Raw genomic sequence first — 20,704 nt, 5'->3', positions numbered from 1 at the left:
TTATATCTTTTTTTTAAAACCGTAATATTTACAAATCTGTCTCTCTTATTCAAATCCAAAAACAAAAAGACCAACTCACTACATAAAAAAAAGCCCAAAAGGGCTTCTTATTATCAAATGGCTTCAAGACAATAGGCATATTTTTGATAATCAATAATATCTTTCGAAGTAATCAAATCCTTCCAACTTTGCTCCCCATGACTCAATTCAACCAAATCCCAGGAACTAGTATCCTTAAACTTATCGATAACTAAATCAATAATTTCAATATCATGTGCCTCAAATACAGTACTATCAAAATCCTTTTCTGCTGTAAAAATTTCTTTCCCCGAACCATCCTCTTCCTTCTTCCAGGTAGACATTACAACTCCATCATTCTCCAGTATCGTATACATATTGTCATAATACGAGGGAACAGGTCCATATTGGATCGCCCTGTATGTAAGTCCTGTTATCGAGTATCCTCTTTTTTTATAACTCAAAAAATCAGTGTAAAACAGTAATTTATTCAGTTTCAACCTGTCATTAAAATCTTCTTTGCATCTTAATATAAAGGCGAGTACTAAATTGGATATTCTCTCTTTATTCAATGCTCTGAACCCAGTAAAAGAATTAGGTTCCTCATAATAATTCAATCTGATGTAATTTTCCTCTTCCTTATTATTAATTAAATGCTCTATTTTTTTAAGAGCTTCCCTGTAGGCATTATCACTAAAACTGTCCTTTACTTTTATAAACATATTTTTAAACACAGCAGGATCACTTGCGTTAGAAAGTAAATTTGCTATAGCAAGTGTAGGAACCTCCCCTTTCTCATAATTACTGTAACCATTGGCTCCTAATCCCAACACCTCACTCATCTTAGCCGAGGACAATCCGTACTTTAGCTTCAAATCAATTAATTGTTGGGGAAATGGTATAGCATGCTTACTCCTGTACTGATTGCTTATTTGCAGTATCGTAAATTCATCAACCTCATTTGTCGTAAACTCCTCTGCACACAAATCACATTGATAAAAATATTCATGGGAGATTAAACACTCCTTTTTAAACACAAACTCTTTTTCCTGAACCCTTAAATTCGCTTTGCCCTCACAATATGGGCATTCAATTACTTTTTCCATAATATTAACTTTTAAGAGGGTATGTAATAACGTCCTCCGCTACATGAAAAGACATGCAGTCAACACGCTTATTGTCCAGTCCAAGACTGATTTTAATGTAAACTTCCTGCCCATTTATCATAATTCCAAATTCGTAATAATCAGGACGTGAAGTATCGTGGGTATCATGACTTGGGCCTCTGTAATAATTATCGCTGCTAAGACCCATAATATATTTCAATCTGTCATTAGGACTTATACCCAAATCCAGCAATGCCTGAGTATTTTTATCCCTGGGTCTGAATGCAATATCAAAAATTGCAATTTTCTCTCTCACTTCTCTGAGAAACCTGTCTACTTCGGCCTTTGTCGCCATAACCACTGCAAAAATAAGTTCATTGCACAAATTTACAATAAAAAAGTGGAATAATTAAGTTAAAATTAATATTTAAACAACTATTTTGTAGAATACCAGCACCGCACATTGCCAGCTCTATGTTGCTTAATTTTTATCTTAATAATGATATTTATTATTTATAGAAAATGTCAGTAACGGCTACTATCACCGCAAATTATATATTATATATAGGGCGCTTTATGTAGAAGGAAAGGGACATCCTAAAGAACAAAATAGTTAAACCTATTATTAATTTATTGTTGCCTCTCAATCCGTTCATTTCGTAGTAGTTGATAATGCCTCTCCAATACTTCGAATTCTTCCTCCGTTGTTACAAAACCATCCTGTTCGTATTTCTCATAAAGTGCTTTCAGTAATAAATAACCCTCATCATTCTGAAACCGTTTGCCTACCGTCGAAAGAATCTCTTTAACAAGTTCCATTCTTACTTCTAATGAGGTACTCGTGAAAAGTTCCTCTAATTTATGGTATTCTTTGAAAGCTTTTGCATCCCCAATTACAAACCGTGAAGAGGCTTGGTAAATTTTTCAATTATAGCCATGAACATATCTATCTGGCACGTTCATCCGGTAAATGTAATTCAGTCGTTTAGTATTGTCGTGGTACAATCGTACAGCATATTTTCGGTTTAGAGTCAAATAAAATTCCTGGGAACGAAGGAGTGCATTATCATAACCGGTCACGAAATCATCAGAAATCAAAGGGTTGTCACTTGTCATAAACTTTGAATGGTCCGTAATTTTATTGACTTATATTTTGATGTCTTTATGAATGTTGCAAATTTGCTCAGTCACGGCAAGATGCTGTTTCGAAATCTCGGTAGTGTGTACAGCAACGCCATTTTTCAAATGCCGTGGGTTCCTCATGTAGAGCTGCAATATGCCAATGATAATTTTAATCCGCTGTTCGTCCGTAATACGGAAAACAGTATCGTCAGTCAGTAAATTATAGGCTTTTTGGTATCGGGGTTCTACAAAATTTGCATAGATTTTTTCAACAGCTAAAATATCATTATTAATTTCTCTATTATCATCCAATGTATATAAATCAGTTTCGGCACAAATATTATTGATGTTTGTCGGAATGTGCTTTCCGGTTTGTTTATCAAAGCTATTCACAAAATAGCCCTTCCCTATTTTCGAGGAAAATTGCTTCAAATAAATAAAGTGCTGCTTCATAAAACAAATTTAATATTTCTAAGCTATCACGCGGTAATCACAAGCAATCCCAGTCACCAGAAAACGTTTGCCCTTCCTACCCCAACGCTCCTAAAAAAATTACCGTCACAGTTTTTGTCCCCATCCTCTTCAAGCACATTGCCTGTCGGCTTCAAAGTCCAACTTTCAACACCACAATTCGCTTAGCCGCCAGGCAAAGAGCTTGCCTTCTCCCCACAACAAAAACACGTACACTGCGTGACTTGCGCCGGTAATTTTTTCTCCCAAGCTTCTTTACATAATGTGGCGTTATGGCTCATTATGAACTCCCTGCTTCTAAAAAAAATTGTCATGAGCCATAACAACATTATGTAAAAAAGCCGCGCACATTATCTTAACGGGAACAAATGGTGGCGGCTCTAGGGCAACTTTTTTAAAACCGTCATCCTGAGCGCAGTCGAAGGACTCACACCGGCATGTTTTAAAAAAACCACCCTTCGCCGCCACCTTATCACCAATACCTTTTCAATTGAAGTATTGCAGTCATCTGTTTTTTATTCACCAATAGTGCAACTGTTTTATCAGCTTACCGTTTAAATCGGTAGTATTGGCATTGCTTTTATAAGTGCCTAAACGAATAACATTTATATCCAACTCCTAATTCATAATTTATAATTCATAATTAACCTTAAGGCACCTATAAAACCAAACTCCCCAGCAAGAGTATAATTTTTCATTTGCTCAGTACATTCATTTACATTGCTTTCCCGGCTGTCCAATGCACAGTAATTTCAGGTTGCTTTATCAAAATATTGACGAATGTCATCGATTCGCATTTAGTATAGCATCGGCCATCCAAAAAGCAATCACATCCATCGCCTAAAGCAAATAAAAAATCTATACCCTTGCCCGCGCTACTGCCCACAGCACTATGTAAGTTAATGCATTGGTTTTATAAGTGCCTATACTCATTCTTTACAACAACTCTGCTATAATCATATAGCGCTTTCTATTAACTACTCAAGCACACATAAAACCAAAACCTAGGAAAGCGTATAAAATCCGTACCGGAATTTTATACCCTTTCCAGAACCTCCGTAGTATCATTACCACAAAAATCTACACATCATAAATAGACTAAAATTGGTCAAAATAAAAATGAAAAAAAAGAGAGCAAAACTATGTTGCAGGTATTCAAAAAAGCAAGTTCAAGCCCATTGGGTTTTGGCTAAAATCTCCACCCTCTGGGTAGTATTTCATCCAAAAAACTGGCTTTTTTGAAACCTTCCACAAGGTCGTACGGCTTTCTTTTTTTTCCTTTTTTATTTTGAAAAAATTTGTGTGTGGGCCTGGCTAGTAACCCGGAACCACCGCTTAACACAGGAACAGGAAGAAGTTAACTTTTATTCCGAAGCCATGACCAATTTTATCATCAAAACCCACAAAGCAGGAACTACCTATTCAAAACCCCATTTATTTATCCTTAACAAAGGACTAAACAGCGGCAAACCCCAAAAAGAGCCTTTCACAAACAGCTTTGTGATGCTATTCCAACATGAAGAGGACTGCGAAAACTTCTATTTTATTGCTTTCAGTTTATGGCAAACAAAATTCTGGCACCAATTCCTTATCGGCTCAGTTATACGTTTCCTAAGAATTCAGGATTTCAAAAATGAATTCACTCCACGAGCCAAAACTATGATGGAAGAACACGAGCAGCACCTAAAACACATTGCAACTTTGAAACTCTTGGAGCAAAAAGAAAGGCAGTTTCATGAAAACATTAAACTTATTAATGAAATGAGGAGGATAATTCTTTACCGCTACTGTAAATAATCAACTACAAACACACATTATGACACTATTCATTTTATACCAAACGGACATTTGGAAATCGAAAACCTCTCGCGTATTCTTTGGAGTTTTTGACTGTCGAACAAAAGCAACAGACTGTGCGAAATATCACGGACTTATAACCAATACTACTGCAGTCGTAATCGAGGAAGTAATTCTGAACTTGTGTGAGGACTACCAATAATAAAGCTGGTTTTAAAGACTTTTTGAATTATCACTAATATAACTTTTCTTTATACTCATAAAGATATTCAATTTGTATATTTGTTAAACTTAGATACGAGATATGCAGAATAGTATATTTATTTCATACAATCCACTATCAGCGAAGGAAAAACAGTTGGCTGAAGGACTATTTCGACAGGGTCGACAAAATGGTTATTTTATTTATCTCCCTGAGAGGAACTCTTTAAAAAATCTTTCATCAGTCACAAAATCTAACATTGATATTTCTGATTGGTTTATTATTTTTTCTACTGCGCAACTTTCTGAAACAGTAATGGAAGAAATAAACTATGCATTAAAAACAAAAGATTCATCACATATCATTGTTGTTTATTCAAAACACATCGGAAAGAATATCCAGTTTCAGAATATTACTCCGATAGAAGTGTTTATTGATACTTACGATTTAAATAGTATTGAAAAATTCAAAACCGATATAATCGACAAGATTTCTGCTGTTAATAAAAAAGCCACTGAGCAAAAAAGGAAGCAAACGGAAGATAATGAGACTGCTTTAAAAGTCATTTTAGGGATTGGAGCAGCTGCGTTACTCCTTAGTGCCTTAACATCCTCAAAAAAAAGTTAACCTTGGAAGCTGCTACTTTTAAAATAAATCAGGATATTTTGAATACTTGGAAAAACGAACTTGAGTCTATACTCATTAGTTTGCCAGAACTTCAAAAGACAAGGAAATATTCCAAAAAGAATACTTTTTTTCACTACACAAATCTTTTAGGCTTAAAGGCTATCGTAGAAAACCAATCATTTTTCGCAAGTAACTCTGCGTTCCTTAATGACAAAGAAGAATTTTATTTTGGTATAAAGTTGTTTTGTGAAACCATTGACAACCTTGAAAGCAAAAAAGAATTTCTTGCCTGCAAAGGTTTGTTTAAGAACATAAAATCCTTACTTAATCTCAAAAAATCTAATAGATATGTGACTTGTTTTTCCTTGAATGGTGACTTGTTAAGTCAATGGAGAGCTTATGCGGACGATGGCAAGGGAATCGCAATTGGTTTTGATCCAAAAAGGCTATCAGAAGCCTTTGAAATCAAGGCAGAGGGGTTGTTTATTGTTTACAAAGATAGTCAGCAAAAAATAATCTCGAATGCAGTTCTTCGGGAATGCACAAAGTTTTATATCGAAAAAAAGAAACTGTTCAATTGGGGAGGTAATGAACAATTTGATAAGATTGTTGCAGAAGAGATTACCTTTTTTATTAATCGCTACGTGGGTCAATTTAAGCACCGGGCATTTATTGAAGAGTACGAATATCGTTTCGATTTGGCAATTGATAGTGATATAAACCAAAATAGAGAATTACATTATCGTGTAGGTAAAAATAATCTTTTGGTTCCGTATCTATTGCTGAAAACAAATTATCAGGATGAAAAAGAACAAAGGCAAAAATCTGAACAAGGTCTGGAAGAATTGGAAAAAGACAAAAAATATAAGGTAAAGCAATTACCAATTAGCTCCATTATAATTGGACCTTCAATGGATTTTGATTTAAACAAACTGTCCATCGAAGAATTTTTAAAGAAACATGGTTATTCAAATGTAAGTATCGAAAAATCTAAAGTCCCCTACAGAATATAAAAAAAGCCTGGTCTTTACACCAGGCTTTCATTTTGCTTAACCCAAAGGTCACCACAACTGAGGTTAAACTATTTCTTGTGCTTCTTCAAAATTCTTTTTAGTAGTAACGACACCGTAAAACTAACAACAGCGCCTAAACCGGCTAAAACAACTGTTTTAAGTACATCTGTTGAGTCTATATTAGGTAACATACTCAAAAAGGTCCCTCCAACAGTCCCCGCGAAAGTAGGGTTATTTGCCGTCATTCTCTTTCTGTTGTGGTTGCTCCTCTTTTACAGTGAGTTGGCTAACGGCCGAGAGTACTCCCCCGGCTACCGTTACATACCCACCAATAGTGACTACTGCAGCAGGCAAAGCTACTGGGGCTGTCAAAATGGTACCGCCAACAGCAGCCAAAACCAATCCGATATTGCGAAGCACTTTAAAAAATTTCGGAGTGGGAGATGTTATTCTCTTTTTAATAGTCATGATCTCAAAGCAATTAGGTTGATAAAAATAGATCCCTTATCGGCATTTCGAATTGCAAATCCGTTAAATGAATTGCAAAATCACCCCGAGGTAAATCTATAACCCGTATTTCCAATTCATCTACCGATACTGAAAGTGCCGATTCAAACAATATAGGCTGAGGAGTCGACTTTCCTCCAACCGCAATAAATGATACATCAGGCAAATTGATTACTATTGGCTTTACCCTTTCATTATAAATTTCATCGGGTACTGCATTTTCATTAACATGAGCTAATGAAATAGTATTAACGTAATGCAAGGCACACCTTAAGTCCGGCCACGGTGACCTGCTACCGCCAATAGGGCTGATTTCAGCTTTCGGCGGCATAGTCTGTGCCACAACGGTTGAACTGCTTAATGCAGTAAACAATAGAAACAATGCTAGTTTCAAACTTTTATAAAAATTGGTTTTCATGATTTTAAAAATTTAAGATTTGATGATGATTAAAACTCGTTGCTTTTTATCCAAAGCCGTATAAACTAACGATTTGAGCTTGGTAAAAGCTTTTCGGGATTGTAATCCCAATCCGGCTCCCGAAATTTTGGTAACCGGAGCAATACAGCCATTCAGTTCTTTGAGGGCATTATTAGCTGGGTGAAACAGAATCCAACTTCTGTTTTTAACTTCAATGATTTCCAAATGCCATTTAAACTTCTTACTGTATCTTTTTCTGATAAAATACTTCCCCTCCGGAATGCAGGAAACCTTCGTTTCGTTATTCTTCCAAGGCAATTCAATGGTGTTACAAATCAATTTGCCCTCGCATTCGAGTTGACCATTAGTTCCTTTGGGGAAATAAGTTCTGGTTAATACTAAAACCACTTCTAAATCGTGTTTGTCAGACTGAGCTTGTCGAAGTCCATTACACACCACTATCAACCTTAGCAATCGACAAAGGGTTAAATGCCCCATTTTTAAGCGGATACATTTGTCCATTAGTCTCTTGATAAAACTCAATACCTAAAGCCAAAAACAAGGGTTTAGTCGAGTTGGCAGTCACGGCATTAGTGTGATTGATTGCGGCTGTTGCTGTTGCATCCCAAGGTAAGATTGCCGTCTCTGAGGTGGCAACTACATAGGTCTCAGCCTCAAAATCAACTTCAGCACCACCGGAAATGATTTTAAAATGTGTTGTTCCACTAGGTGCTGCAATCATATTCAACGGAACAAACGAAGCAATATCAACAGTAATCTCTCCCGCTGCCCTGTCAATTGCAGCCACAAATGGTGCATACAAACTGGTACCCAACTTACCACGGATATTGAACTCAAAACCAAATAGCAACTCAGCCTCTCCGTCAATAACGTTTCGAAGTCCTCTCTCGCTAACAGTATCCGCTTGAATAACTTTAACCATAGCTTGGGTCAATCTGCTAACCATTCTACTGTCTGCTGAATTAATCAGCAATGGCCTTAAGGCAGTTCGTAAAAGCTTCCCAGCCTTCCCTGCCCTGCCAAATTCAGAGCCATTCTCACGTGTCCTCTGAAAAGCCGGGTCACTGGCAATTCTACTGGCATCAATTCCTCCTTTCTCACGTGCCAAATGCCCATCCTGCGTCTTGTAAAAGGTAATATCCCCGATAGTCCCTTTTAATTTAATTATGCCTTTCTGTCTAGCCATAATCTTTACAATTTTTGATTAATACTCATTTTCACAATTCACTTTCATTTCGATAATCGTTGCAACTAAATCTCAAATGATTTGATCAAAGATTCAGACATAAAAATCACATTAAAAAGAGTCTCTATCAATACCCACAAATAATCAACTATAACCACCAATTTTAATTTGTGGAGTTCTTCAAAAATTTTTTAGTTTTGTGTAATATGTTCGGCATGACAAAGACATACCAAAGGCATATATAAAGTATCAATAAGTTAAATGGGAGCAAGCAATGGAAGAATCTGCATGTACCCGAAAGATGTTCAACGCATAATGGGGAAAGAATACACTCAAGCAAGATTGTATTTAATCAAGATAAAAAAACACCTGAATAAAGAAGATCATCAATATATTTCAGTTGAGGAATTTTGCAAATATTCTGGTCTTCCAGTAGAAGAAGTTTTGCGTTGCATGTTGTAGGGTAAAATAAATAGATTTAGGTCTATAGGTTCTCTGAAAAGCTTACAAGCTAGTTCAATAAGAAGTACAAAAATTAGTATGATTCCTTCCATTTAATTTGTCCAAATCACCAATAATCATTAAATTTACATTATAAGATTTGGTAATTTTTTGCAGTATAGATGCAAAATCGAGACCCTAGTTTTTCAAGTTTATAAAACCCTCATAAACAAAGGGATTGTAGAATTGGTTCGAATCCTGCTCTCCCCACAAATAAATCAATAATAAAAAAGCACCAAGTTCACTTGAGTGCTTTTTTTGTTTGATTTATTTTGAAAACATCGCTTTGAGGATGTTGCTCAGCAAAATCCTTCTTCTTCATAAAATAGACCCTAATGGAAAATGACAATTCCATTTGAGCGTTTTCATTATTGAAATACTACCTCGCAACAAGATCAAAGAAGAACTTTAACATTTTCAAACCAATCACATAGCGCAATTTTTCTTGCCAATCCCATCAAAAAAAGTATCTTTGGTTTTCTAAAAGAACTTGTTATGAAATCAAAAATTGTTTTAGGGACAGTAATGAGCTTTGCATTATTGGCCGTTTCTTGTAAAAAGGAAGAGGAAAGTACAACCACCACCGATGCCAAACCGAAAGAAATAATCATGCCGAGAGTACAACCTATTCCTACTCAAAGTGCTCAACCGGTAATACAAAATGCTCCTGTACAAAATCAACAACCCGTTGCCACCAACAATCAAGCCGTAACGATGACACAAACTCCCGTTGCTACTAAACCGGGAATGAATCCACCACATGGTCAACCCGGACATCGTTGTGACATTGCTGTTGGCGCTCCGTTGAATTCACCAAAACAAACGAAACCGGCAAGTGGTACTGGTTCTGCTGTTGTGCAACAAGTAACACCAGGCATGACTGCACAACCCAATAATTCGGCTCCTGCTATTTTAACGCCTAATGCAGCGCAAACTACAACTGCTCCCGGTATGAATCCTCCTCACGGACAACCCGGACATGTATGCAGTGTTGCCGTGGGTGCACCATTACCAAAATAATCACTTTTTAAACATAAAAAAATCCCGTTTAGCACAACTAAACGGGATTTTTATTTTTCAGAATTTCTGAATTATTCTAAAGCAAAAGTAACGCTGACAGTAGTGTTGATTTCAATTTCACCTATGGCTAGTGTTTCTCTAACAGCATCCGCTTCGGTTGCCATAGCCATCATATTGCCTTTGTACATAGGTTGGGGAAAGTACACGTTAGAGGCATCTGTAATTAAAAGCGCCTTTCCTACTTTCTGTCCTAAAACACTAACGTAATCAGCTGCTTTTTGTTTGGCATTCAGCATGGCTTTTTTACGGGCTTCTCTTTCGTGTTCTTCCATTTTAGAGGATTTGAACTCAACTCCTTGTATGTTATTGATACCGGCATCATTCAAGCCCATCATGATTTCATCGTATTTAGAAAGATCTTTTAAGGCAATTGTTAAGGTTTGATTCGCTTGGAAATTATACTTCTTTTTCTCATAATCGTAGTTCTTACCCAAACTAACATTATTGGTTTTGTAATCAGTTGCAGGGATGCCGCTTTTCTTTAAAAACTTAATTACTTTATCCACTACCTCATCATTAAGTGTTTTTACTTCTTTGGCATCTTTTCCTGTATTTTGAAAACCTACAGTAACTAATGCCTGATCTGGAACCACTTTGATTTTACCTTCACCGGTAACTGAAATTTGTGGTACTACTGCCTTTTGCTCCTGCACTTGCGCTTGGGTGATTCCCATCACCAACAAAGCCAAAATTACTGCTGTTTTTTTCATGATATGATTGATTTAAATTTATAAACTTCCGATTTCAAAAGTTATGCCAATTATAGCTTCCCTTGTTTGGCCATTACAAAAAGAATTACAATAGGAATGGCCAATACTATTACCAATTGGGTATTGGTTTGAAGCAAAACCGGTTCTTTCAGCAGGGTAATAACATAACCGCCGATAGCACCGCCAAAATGAGCCGTATGTCCGATATTATCGTTCTTGGCACGCATCCCGTAAATAGAATACAGCAAATACAACACCCCAAAAACATAACCCGGAATAAAACCGTAAATCTGCATTTGAGGAAACAATAAAATGGCTGCATAAATAATACCGGTAACCGCTCCCGAAGCTCCTACTGCGCTGTAGCTGTAATTATTACCGTGTATGACCATGGTTAATAAATTCCCGAAAATCAAACTCCCGAAATAAATCAACAAAAAAGACCAGCCGCCCAGAAAAGTAATGACAATAGGCGCAAAAGAATAGAGCGTAATCATATTGAAAGCCAAATGTATTTCATCGGCATGTAAAAAGCCGGAACTGATCATTCGGATTTGCTCACCTGCTCTGATGCTACCGACATGAAAAAGGTATTTTCGATAAAAAAGCGTATCGTTAAACCCTTTAAAGCTGATGAGTACATTGGCTATAATCAAAGCCCATAAAAATTGGTTTCCCATAAACAAATAGATTCTTTTATTGTTGGCGTAAAAGTCTGTCGCGTAAAATTAGCAATACTTCCTCAGGTTTTGCTAATATGCATCGGATAAAATCGCATTAAACTTTATATTTGCACAAAATAAGCGGCATGCAATTATTAGTTTTTTTTCTGTTATATCCCATCATTTGGTTTATCTCGATTTTACCCTTCAGAATCCTCTATCTTTTTTCGGATATGGTTTATGGATTGGTTTACTATGTTATTGGCTATCGAAAGAAAATAGTCCGTCATAATTTAGCCATAGCATTGCCTCATCTGAGTGCAAAAGAGCGTTTGGTTATCGAAAAAAAATCCTATCATCATTTGTGTGATATGTTTTTGGAGATGATTAAAACCATGTCGCTTTCCGAAAAAGAAATGGACAAGCGTTTTTCATTCACCAATTTGGAAACTTTGACCAATATGGAAAAAGAAGGCAAAAGCATCGCCGTCATGATGGCGCATTATGCCAGTTATGAATGGGCTATTTCTTTGAACAAATACAGCGCTTTGACCAGCTATGCCATTTATAAAAAAATCGCCAACAAATACTTCGATAAATTAGTGAAAGACATCAGATTAAAGTTCAAAGCAGTGTTGATTACTACAAGTGAAACTATTCCGACCATCGAAAAAAACTACCGTGACAATCACTTGGGACTTTACGGATTTGCCAGCGACCAATCGCCTCAACTCAGTAAAACCCACCACTGGGGTACTTTTATGGGCTTGGAAACTCCGGTGCATACGGGAGCCGAAATGTTGGTAAAACGATTTGATATGAATGTCATTTTCCTGAAAGTGAAAAAAGTAAAACGCGGCTATTATGAAGCTACTTTTGAAACGATGTTCGACCAGCCGTCAACAGTGCCGAACTATCAAATTTCAGATGAGTTTTTACGTCGGGTTGAAAAACAAATTTTAGAGGCGCCGGAATACTATTTGTGGACACACAAACGATGGAAACACAAGAAAAAATAACAAAAAACTTACTGCACTAGCCCTGAATAAACCAAGATTTCACCATTTGCTTCTCGGCCTGTTTGGCATTTTGATGGATAAACTCATTACTCTTTGCATTGTATTGGTAGTCTTTGCCCCAATCAGCATGATTTTCAGCTAAGGCTTTAATGCTATCACAAACAAACTGAATTTCCTCAGTGGTTGTGGTTGGGTGAATCGACATTCTGATCCATCCCGGTTTTTTAATCAAATCGCCTGAAGTAATTTGGCACACCAAATCGTGTGAAGTTTCTTGATCTACATGCAACAAATAGTGTCCGTATGTACCGGCACAACTGCAACCACCACGGGTTTGAATTCCGAAACGATCATTTAATAATTTCACTCCTAAGTTGTAGTGTAAATTATCGATATAAAAAGAAATAACCCCTAACCTATCCTGGTGTTGTCCTGCTAAAATATGAAGGTTCGCAATGGGGCTTAACTCAGCAAAAACATAGTCTACCAATTCGTGCTCACGCTCCAAAATATTTTTTACACCCATTTGCTCTTTCAACTGAATGGCTAAAGCAGTCTTTATTACCTGTAAAAAGCCGGGCGTTCCGCCATCTTCTCTATCTTCAATGTTGTCAATATACTTGTGTTCTCCCCAAGGATTTGTCCATGATACAGTTCCGCCACCCGGACAATCAGGTACGTTATTCTTATAGAGATTCTTGTTAAAAATCAATACTCCGGAAGTACCTGGCCCACCCAAAAATTTGTGAGGAGAAAAGAAAATAGCATCCAAGTAACTTTCCTCATCAGGATGCATATTAATATCTACATAAGGTCCGGAACACGCAAAATCAACAAAGCAAACGCCTTTATTTTCGTGCATTAATTTGGCGACTTCATGATACGGCGTTTGAATACCGGTGACATTGGAACACGACGTTATGGAAGCAATTTTAAAACTTCTGTCTTGGTATTTTTCCAACAAAGACTTAAGCGATTCCATACACAATAAGCCTTCTTCATTAGCAGGAATTACGACCACATCAGCTATAGATTCGAGCCAAGAAGTTTGGTTGGAATGGTGTTCCATGTGGGAAATGAAAACTATCGGTTTTACTTCATCAGGTATGGTAGCAAAAGCTTTCAGATTCTCAGGAATTCTCAAACCAAGGATTCTTTGAAACTTATTTACTACACCGGTCATTCCCGTACCATCATTGATCAACACATCATTTTCATTGGCATTGACATGTTTTTTAATGATGTGACGTGCTTCGTGATACGCCATTGTCATAGCAGTCCCCGAAACCGTAGTTTCTGTATGCGTATTCGCCACAAAAGGACCAAACGTGTGCATTAGTTTTTCCTCAATAGGTCGGTATAACCTACCACTGGCCGTCCAATCGGTATAAATGATTTTTTTCATCCCAAAAGGCGACTCGAACACTTGATCGATGCCAATGATATCTTTACGAAACTGTTGAAAATACTGCTCTAATGCCGTTTGGGTAGTGGTAGTAATCATAATGCAATTATTTGTGCTCAAAGATACATTATTTTTATTTTTAGGATAATAAAATGCGGTTTGTTGACAAATCGATAAAAATCTGTCTGCATTTAAACCTTATCTTTACCAATAGGTCTTACCTCAAAACTTCTTTAGATATGAAAAAACATTTATCATCGCTGTTGGTTGTATTGGGAATGACAACAGCATTTAGTCAGGTTGACAATCGTCCCGCTCATACAGGATACGATTTTAGTTTGGAAGGCGCTTTGGCCATGTTTAAAAAAGCCAATTCACTAGAAGAATTTGAAAAATTGCTCAATGAGGAAAATAATAGTGTAAATAATCTCGACCTCAACAACGACGATGATATTGATTACATCGTAGTAGAAGACATCAAAGAAGGTGATTCGCACATTGTTGTACTAAGCACTTACCTCAATGAAAAAGAAAAACAAGACATCGCCACCATCGGAATTGAAAAAACAGGAGAAGATCAGGCAGTACTTCAAATTGAGGGCGATACCGATTTATATCCTGAAAATTCTATAATCGAACCTACCGATGAAAGAGAAAGTCTGAAGCCTTCTAAAGGCGGACCAAATGCTTTTGAGACTGATATCCAAGTAGTCACAGTTAATGTATGGTTTTGGCCAAGTGTGCGCTTTTTATTCGGACCGCGTTATGTGGTCTGGGTTTCTCCTTACCGTTGGGGCTATTATCCTCGTTGGTGGAAACCTTGGCGTCCGATAGCACATCCTGTATTTTATGCTCATTGCGCGCCACATCGGGTTTACTATCGCCCTGCCGGCAGACGTGTAATAGTAGCGAGAAGAGCATACACGCCAAGACGCCACTCTTCTACCCTTGTGGTTCACAACCGAAGAGGTACAACCGTAGTTCATAAAAACAGAAGAGGAACTGTAAAAGTCGTAAAAACCAAAAGAGCGCCCGTTAGAGGCAGAAGATAAAATGGACAAACACAACCTTTGGTCGATTCGTTTAGGCTTTTCGGGAAAGCAAAGCCCACTCATTGCTACAATGGGATTAGAGCAATTTCTCGAAGCTTCCTTTGCGTCAAAATTCAGCCCGGACATTCCGGAATTTTTAAAGGACAGTCCAAAAACGCTACAAGCCTTAAGAGCGAAAAGACAAACTTTACAAAGTAGTTCCGCCGAAGAAGCGAAAGAAATGCTCAAAAAAGAGCTTCAAGTTTCGTTTGAAATGAAGTCGTGGTGGATTTCAAAAATGCAGTCTGAAGACTATCCGTTAAGGGAAAAAATGACTTGCTTTTGGCACAATCATTTTGTGTCGACCTACCAAAAGGTAAAAGTTAACCATTGGGTTTTCCAACACAATCAACTGTTACGAGAACATGCTTTCGGGAATTTTAAAACCCTTACCAAGCAAGTATTGCAAACCAATGCGATGGTTCGGTATTTGGATAATGTAGACAACCGACGAGACAAAATCAATGAAAATTTGAGTCGTGAATTGTTAGAGCTTTTCACCTTAGGTATTGGAAATTATTCAGAAGAAGACATCAAAAACGGCGCTAAAGGTTTGGCCGGATTAAATCTTGGTGAAGACAAAGCAATGTATCGAAAATTGTTGAAAAACAATGATACCATCACCTATTTCGGTAAAACCGGCACATTCAAAGCGGATGACTTGGTAGATATCATTTTCGAACAAAAGGCGGTTCCTTATTTACTCACTCGAAAAATATTACAGTGGTTCATTTACGATTCGCCGACCGAAACATTGGTAAACTACTACGGGGATTATTTCAGAAAAGTAAATTTTGAAATAAAACCATTGCTGACCAAAATCTTTACTGAAGAATTCCAGAAAGACAATGCCGGAAGCAAAATCAAAGATCCGTTGGTATACATACTGCAACTGATGCACGAATTGAATGCCTCGAATATGAATCCAAAACTTATAGCTTTCTTCTTGAAACAACAAGGCATGGATTTATTCAACCAGCCCAATGTAAAAGGTTGGAATGGCGGGAAAGAGTGGTTGACTTCGCAGATTTATTTGCAACGAAATAATGTAGCCGATCTGCTTTGCGACGGTCGAAGTTGGAACCGAAGAATACAGTTTACCGAAGACAGCATGACAGAAAGCATGCCTAAATTGAACGTAAAAGTAAACTACAATAAAAACGGTAATCACTTAGCTATCATTTCTGAATTGAGCAACAGATTGCTATTTAAAAAAGATGAAAATTGGCAACAAGAATGGGAATCCATATTGAAATATGATTTCAACCCCAAAGCAGAAAATGCTGATAACGCTGTACTTAGATTGTTCAATGCGATGATCAAAACACCCGAATTTCAAATCATTTAAGGATGAACAGAAGAAACTTTTTAACCCTAACAGGTACTTTTACAGGCGGTACATTATTGTTACCGAACTTTCTTCATGCGTTTGGGAATCAGTCCGGTTTGGTAAAAGGCGAACAATGTCTAGTATTTATACAACTCAATGGCGGTAACGACGGGCTGAATACTTTTATTCCTTACGACAACCCGTTGTATTACGAATTGAGAACCAAAATTGCCCTTTCTAAGGACAATATTATCTCGAAAAACAAGGGTATGGCTTTCCATCCGGCTTTGAAAAATTTTGCCGAGATACAAGAAAAAGGCGACTTAACCATACTGCAAAATGTGGGCTATCCTAATCCCAATCGTTCGCATTTTCGGAGTCAGGAAATCTGGCAAACGGCCTCGGATTCAAACCATTACTTAAATGAAGGTTGGCTAGGTCGCTACTTGGATTTACAATGCAAAGAACACCAACCAACTGCGGGAATCAATTTGGATACCATAGACAATTTGGCTTTGAAAGGCAACGAACCCAACTTTATCACAGTGAAAGATCCAAATCGTTTTAAAATTCGAAATGATAAAGACGAAAACATAAAACTATCCGACAATCCGCAATTGGATTTTGTCCGGAAAATTGCGAATTCCGTTACCGAAGGCTCAGCGGAAATTCAACAAGCACTGGCTAAATCGACTACAGAAATAAGTTATCCTAAAACCAATTTAGGAAAGAACTTAGAATGGATAGCTCGACTTATCAAAGGCAATTTGAACTCTAAGGTGTATTACACTTCTCAAAACGGTTATGACACTCACGACAATCAATTAGCTATACACCAGCGCAATTTAGAAGAGTTAGATGCGGCTGTTTATAGTTTTTACAGCGACTTAAAAACAGCCAACTTGTTGCAAAATGTAACTTTGGTTGTTTTTTCGGAATTTGGCAGAAGAGTAAAAGACAACGGTAACGGAACCGATCACGGAACGGCAGCACCGATGTTTATAATTGGCGGTAGCAATCAAGGAAAAGTGTTGGGTAACAATCCAAATTTATCCGATTTGGACGAAGGCGATCTCAAACACCAAATCGATTTTAGAAGTGTATATGCCGCTTTACTTAAACATAAACTAGCATTTGATGCGGAGTCCATTGGGATTAATACTAAACCCTTTGTTGGCCTTTTTTAAATTTTTGTAGCATTTTTACCTAAAAATCATAAGATAAAATCCCTAATAGTAGGGATTTTTTTTTACAAAATAAATTCTCATCTTTGGACTAAACAATATAACCAAAAAATCATGAAAGTTTACGAATCAAAAGGAACCTTTGACTGTAAAGCCCAAACATTCAATTTAAAAGTTCAAACAACTGACATTAGTCCGGATACTTTTTACATCAGTGCTTTTTACAACATCTGTAATAAAGAGCGATTTGCCATAGTCGGAATTTTACAAACCAAAGACGGTAACACGAAAGATTTTAGTAAATATCCACCGGATTCTACTTTGAATATTGAAAATTTTCGTTTTTCAGATTTAAACGACAGTTACTTAAAAAAAGGAGACAAAGATATTACTTCCATAAAAGAAGGTGATACTGTTACCGTTTACATCCATGATGGCATTGGCTTTAATCCGGAAAAGAACAGTGCCGATAACGAATATATTGAGAACTACAAAAAAGGAGTTTATGTGTATTTAGAAGCCGGTTCACCTCCGGGATCTAGCGGTAATGGATATATTGGATAGATAAATGTTTGAAAAAAAAAAAACATACAATAAGATATACTTAACTGTTGCAGTAGTTATTTTTAATGCAGTGGTATCATACGCTCAAAGTAGAGCGTTAAAAGAGTTTGAGTCTAAATTTGACAAACTAGAATATACTACACGTTTGGCCGAATTGAGAAAGCTCTACACCAAAGAATTTTCTATAAAAGACCAAGCTCTTTATGAACACCTCTCGGGAAAAACACAATATCTTCGTAACTCCGGCGTTGGAGCCGTAGAACATTTTGTAAAGGCCAGAGCACTATATCTTAAGTCTAATGATTTAGACAAGGCTATGGAATTGTCCATAACTATTGCAGAACAAAAAAGATTTAGTGATTATAAATACAAAGATTACAAATCGCTTCTTGACGAAGCAATAGCTTATGCAATAAAAAACAATAAACCAAAATTATTGAGTTCAGCCTACTTAGAAGTTGGCAGTAATCTTATGGACTCATTACCTCTTGAAGCAATTCGAGTTTTTCAAGTTGGTAAAAGAATTGCAAAAAAAAATAAATTTTACATCGATGAAACAATATACGATAGAAGAATTGGTATTACTTATCGGGTAAATCTGAAGGATTTCAAAATGGCTCGCTATTATCTGGGGTTATCTTTAGAGAAATGTAAGAAATACAATTTTGAGGAAGGTATTGCTTATGTTTATATCAACTATGCCGGAATTTACAGACAGGAAGGAAAACCCGAAAAAGCCATACCCTTATACGAAAAGACATTTACTTTAAAATTTGAGAATTACAGAATTCTTTTTAATGCCAATATCTATCAGTTCTTATCTGAAACTTACCGAGAAATGAAGAACTATGAAAAAGCATTGGAATCTCTTGATAAGAAAAAAAAATACGAAAGTGAAATAAGTGACCAAGAAGAAAACAAAATCATCCGTGACATCAACACCAAATATGAAACCAGAGAAAAAGAACTGGAAAACCAAGAATTAAAGCTGAAAGACGAAAAAAACCAATTGATCATCTACAGTTTTATTGGTGTTTTTCTATTATTTTCTGCTGGTGCCTATTTCCGTATCAGTCATATCAACAAAAAAAAGAAAATAGCCGAACAAGAGCGACTTATCCAAAGCCAAAAACTGGAAAATGTATTAAAAGACCAAGAGTTAAAAGAAATTGACAAAATTTTGGAAGGTCAAGAAAAAGAGCGGCTAAAAATTGCCAACGATTTACACGATAATTTGGGTAGTATTTTGGCAACACTGAAACTCAATTTTCAAAATCTTTATTCGCAAAAAGACAATAATGAAAACGGACAAGAACTCTTTGACAAAACCAACGAGTTAATAGAAGAAGCCTACCAAAAAGTACGCGGGATAGCACATGCCAAAAATGCCGGTGTTATTGGTAGTGAAGGATTGGTTCCTGCCGTTCAAAACATTGCGAAGAAAATGGCCATTCCGAGTAAACTTAAAGTCCAAGTAGTACCATTCGGGATGACCAAAAGGTTTGAAAATGCTATGGAAGTTAACTTGTTCAGAATGATTCAAGAAATACTAACCAACGCTATCAAACATGCTGAAGCGAGCGAAATTACAGTTAGTTTAACTCAAGATGAAGATAGCATCAACATCATTATTGAAGACAACGGCAAAGGTTTTAATGCAAAAAACATAGCCAAAAAAGAAGGCATGGGCTTAAACAATATCACCAAAAAAGTAGAACAACTTAACGGTACTTTCAATATAGATAGTTTTGAAGGTAAAGGCACAACCATACTAATAGACATCCCATTATGATAACTGTAATCATAGCAGAAGATCACCAAGCACTGATCGACGGAATGAAATCATTTCTCAAAAATGAAAGAGACATTCAAATCATCGGTCACGCCAATGATGGTTTTTCATTAATTGAAAATGCGCGAAAACTCAAACCTAAGGTTATTATCACTGATATCCGTATGCCCAAGTGCGACGGTATATTGGCTACCAAAACCATAAAAGCAGAATTGCCCGATACTAAAATCATTGCCTTCAGCATGTTTGACCACGATGATGCCATTTCTCAAATGAAAGAAGCTGGTGCGTCAGGCTATATCATGAAAAACTCGTCTCTACAAACTGTTCTTGATGCTATTCGAGCAGTAAGTCAAGGATACTCCTATTTTGTTAATGAAGCCGAAAACGAATACGAAGTTTCCAAAAATGAATTATTTTTCAGTTCACGCGAGAAAGAAATTCTACAACTCATAGCCGAAGGAAAATCGTCTCAAGAAATTGCCGAAATACTTTTTATTGAAAAATCAACCGTCGATTCTCACCGAAAAAATATGTCAAAAAAAATCAAAACCATCGGCAAAAACGACTTAACAAAATTCGCCTTAGAACGCAAATATGACTATTTGTAAGATTATTACATTTAAATCAGATATAAAAATCCCCATTGATGGGGATTTTTTTTGTGCTTTACTTTTCCGAATTTTATAAAATCAAAAACCTAATTTAATTAAGTTTTGGTTAGTTAATAAAATAAAAACCTGCCCTCTTTTTTTGAAAAATTTTTAGTGGTATTTGATCTTTCGAACAAGGGCAGGTTTATTTCATCATAACAAAGACTACAATTAACTCTAGTCCTCATTTTTTTTTTTAGTTATTACTTTAAAGTTTGAAGGACA

General features: G+C 36.5%; 21 protein-coding genes. 11 read left to right on the top strand and 10 right to left on the bottom strand.

Annotated elements, in window-relative coordinates; translation table 11 throughout:
- Nucleotides 1-113: 113 nt before the first annotated feature.
- From SK086_RS12255 to SK086_RS12245, 3 genes are all read right to left on the bottom strand, one after another.
- Nucleotides 114-1,124: a type II toxin-antitoxin system antitoxin SocA domain-containing protein gene (locus tag SK086_RS12255; protein ID WP_324691950.1), complete on the bottom strand. Its 1,011-nt coding sequence runs from the start codon at nucleotides 1,122-1,124 to the stop codon at nucleotides 114-116.
- Between the two features lie 4 nt (nucleotides 1,125-1,128).
- A complete protein-coding gene (locus SK086_RS12250) occupies nucleotides 1,129-1,479 on the bottom strand; it encodes a hypothetical protein (protein WP_324691949.1) in 351 nt (116 codons plus the stop codon).
- Nucleotides 1,480-2,270: 791 nt separating this feature from the next.
- Nucleotides 2,271-2,699: a DUF4238 domain-containing protein gene (locus SK086_RS12245; RefSeq protein ID WP_324691948.1), complete on the bottom strand. Its 429-nt coding sequence runs from the start codon at nucleotides 2,697-2,699 to the stop codon at nucleotides 2,271-2,273.
- Nucleotides 2,700-4,019: 1,320 nt separating this feature from the next.
- On the opposite strand from SK086_RS12245, the gene SK086_RS12240 reads away from it, so the two are divergent.
- From SK086_RS12240 to SK086_RS12230, 3 genes are all read left to right on the top strand, one after another.
- Entirely contained in the window at nucleotides 4,020-4,514 is a 495-nt protein-coding gene (locus tag SK086_RS12240) for a DUF6943 family protein (RefSeq protein ID WP_324691947.1), read from the top strand.
- Nucleotides 4,515-4,818: 304 nt separating this feature from the next.
- On the top strand, nucleotides 4,819-5,343 hold the full coding sequence (locus SK086_RS12235; protein WP_324691946.1) for a hypothetical protein: 525 nt from the start codon (nucleotides 4,819-4,821) through the stop codon (nucleotides 5,341-5,343).
- 2 nt (nucleotides 5,344-5,345) lie between these two features.
- Nucleotides 5,346-6,356: a DUF2971 domain-containing protein gene (locus tag SK086_RS12230; protein WP_324691945.1), complete on the top strand. Its 1,011-nt coding sequence runs from the start codon at nucleotides 5,346-5,348 to the stop codon at nucleotides 6,354-6,356.
- Between the two features lie 231 nt (nucleotides 6,357-6,587).
- Here the strand turns inward: SK086_RS12230 and SK086_RS12225 are convergent, their stop codons facing one another.
- The 4 genes from SK086_RS12225 to SK086_RS12210 are packed head-to-tail and all read right to left on the bottom strand — an operon-like array spanning nucleotide 6,588 to nucleotide 8,488.
- Nucleotides 6,588-6,824 carry a hypothetical protein gene (locus SK086_RS12225; RefSeq protein ID WP_324691944.1) on the bottom strand — a complete coding sequence of 79 codons (237 nt, stop codon included), beginning with the start codon at nucleotides 6,822-6,824 and terminating at the stop codon, nucleotides 6,588-6,590.
- Nucleotides 6,825-6,837: 13 nt separating this feature from the next.
- Nucleotides 6,838-7,281, bottom strand: coding sequence for a hypothetical protein (locus SK086_RS12220; protein ID WP_324691943.1), 444 nt, complete (start codon nucleotides 7,279-7,281; stop codon nucleotides 6,838-6,840).
- Nucleotides 7,282-7,293: 12 nt separating this feature from the next.
- Nucleotides 7,294-7,689: a DUF5675 family protein gene (locus SK086_RS12215; RefSeq protein WP_324691971.1), complete on the bottom strand. Its 396-nt coding sequence runs from the start codon at nucleotides 7,687-7,689 to the stop codon at nucleotides 7,294-7,296.
- Between the two features lie 40 nt (nucleotides 7,690-7,729).
- Nucleotides 7,730-8,488: a hypothetical protein gene (locus SK086_RS12210; RefSeq protein ID WP_324691942.1), complete on the bottom strand. Its 759-nt coding sequence runs from the start codon at nucleotides 8,486-8,488 to the stop codon at nucleotides 7,730-7,732.
- A 996-nt stretch (nucleotides 8,489-9,484) separates the two neighbouring features.
- On the opposite strand from SK086_RS12210, the gene SK086_RS12205 reads away from it, so the two are divergent.
- Nucleotides 9,485-10,009 (top strand): hypothetical protein, encoded by a 525-nt coding sequence (locus tag SK086_RS12205; protein WP_324691941.1) that lies wholly within the window; start codon nucleotides 9,485-9,487, stop codon nucleotides 10,007-10,009.
- Between the two features lie 71 nt (nucleotides 10,010-10,080).
- Here SK086_RS12205 and SK086_RS12200 read toward each other — a convergent pair whose 3' ends face one another.
- Entirely contained in the window at nucleotides 10,081-10,779 is a 699-nt protein-coding gene (locus SK086_RS12200) for an SIMPL domain-containing protein (protein WP_324691940.1), read from the bottom strand.
- Nucleotides 10,780-10,829: 50 nt separating this feature from the next.
- Entirely contained in the window at nucleotides 10,830-11,459 is a 630-nt protein-coding gene (locus SK086_RS12195) for a rhomboid family intramembrane serine protease (RefSeq protein ID WP_324691939.1), read from the bottom strand.
- A 128-nt stretch (nucleotides 11,460-11,587) separates the two neighbouring features.
- Here SK086_RS12195 and SK086_RS12190 point away from each other — a divergent pair, with 128 nt between their 5' ends.
- Nucleotides 11,588-12,460, top strand: coding sequence for a lysophospholipid acyltransferase family protein (locus SK086_RS12190; protein ID WP_324691938.1), 873 nt, complete (start codon nucleotides 11,588-11,590; stop codon nucleotides 12,458-12,460).
- A gap of 16 nt (nucleotides 12,461-12,476) precedes the next feature.
- On the opposite strand, the gene SK086_RS12185 is transcribed toward SK086_RS12190, so the two are convergent.
- Nucleotides 12,477-13,964 carry an aminotransferase class V-fold PLP-dependent enzyme gene (locus tag SK086_RS12185; RefSeq protein WP_324691936.1) on the bottom strand — a complete coding sequence of 496 codons (1,488 nt, stop codon included), beginning with the start codon at nucleotides 13,962-13,964 and terminating at the stop codon, nucleotides 12,477-12,479.
- A gap of 140 nt (nucleotides 13,965-14,104) precedes the next feature.
- Between SK086_RS12185 and SK086_RS12180 the strand changes: the two genes are divergently transcribed.
- The 6 genes from SK086_RS12180 (at nucleotide 14,105) to SK086_RS12155 (ending at nucleotide 20,437) form a co-directional block, all read left to right on the top strand.
- The gene (locus SK086_RS12180) at nucleotides 14,105-14,917 is read left to right on the top strand and encodes a hypothetical protein (RefSeq protein WP_324691934.1); all 813 of its coding nucleotides are present in this window, start codon (nucleotides 14,105-14,107) and stop codon (nucleotides 14,915-14,917) included.
- A 1-nt stretch (nucleotide 14,918) separates the two neighbouring features.
- Nucleotides 14,919-16,304: a DUF1800 domain-containing protein gene (locus SK086_RS12175; protein ID WP_324691933.1), complete on the top strand. Its 1,386-nt coding sequence runs from the start codon at nucleotides 14,919-14,921 to the stop codon at nucleotides 16,302-16,304.
- Between the two features lie 2 nt (nucleotides 16,305-16,306).
- Nucleotides 16,307-17,473: a DUF1501 domain-containing protein gene (locus tag SK086_RS12170; protein WP_324691932.1), complete on the top strand. Its 1,167-nt coding sequence runs from the start codon at nucleotides 16,307-16,309 to the stop codon at nucleotides 17,471-17,473.
- 111 nt (nucleotides 17,474-17,584) lie between these two features.
- Entirely contained in the window at nucleotides 17,585-18,034 is a 450-nt protein-coding gene (locus SK086_RS12165; protein ID WP_324691931.1) for a hypothetical protein, read from the top strand.
- A 4-nt stretch (nucleotides 18,035-18,038) separates the two neighbouring features.
- Complete coding sequence (locus SK086_RS12160; RefSeq protein ID WP_324691930.1) at nucleotides 18,039-19,826, top strand: ATP-binding protein; 1,788 nt, start codon at nucleotides 18,039-18,041, stop codon at nucleotides 19,824-19,826.
- Nucleotides 19,823-20,437 carry a response regulator transcription factor gene (locus tag SK086_RS12155; protein WP_290876706.1) on the top strand — a complete coding sequence of 205 codons (615 nt, stop codon included), beginning with the start codon at nucleotides 19,823-19,825 and terminating at the stop codon, nucleotides 20,435-20,437. The genes SK086_RS12160 and SK086_RS12155 overlap by 4 nt, the downstream gene beginning before the upstream one ends.
- Nucleotides 20,438-20,704 lie beyond the last annotated feature (267 nt).

It is taken from the genome of Flavobacterium cheonhonense (assembly GCF_035671315.1).
Classification (GTDB): domain Bacteria; phylum Bacteroidota; class Bacteroidia; order Flavobacteriales; family Flavobacteriaceae; genus Flavobacterium; species Flavobacterium cheonhonense.
Note: the sequence above shows the minus strand (reverse complement) of the source record. Positions and strands in the feature narration are given on the sequence as shown.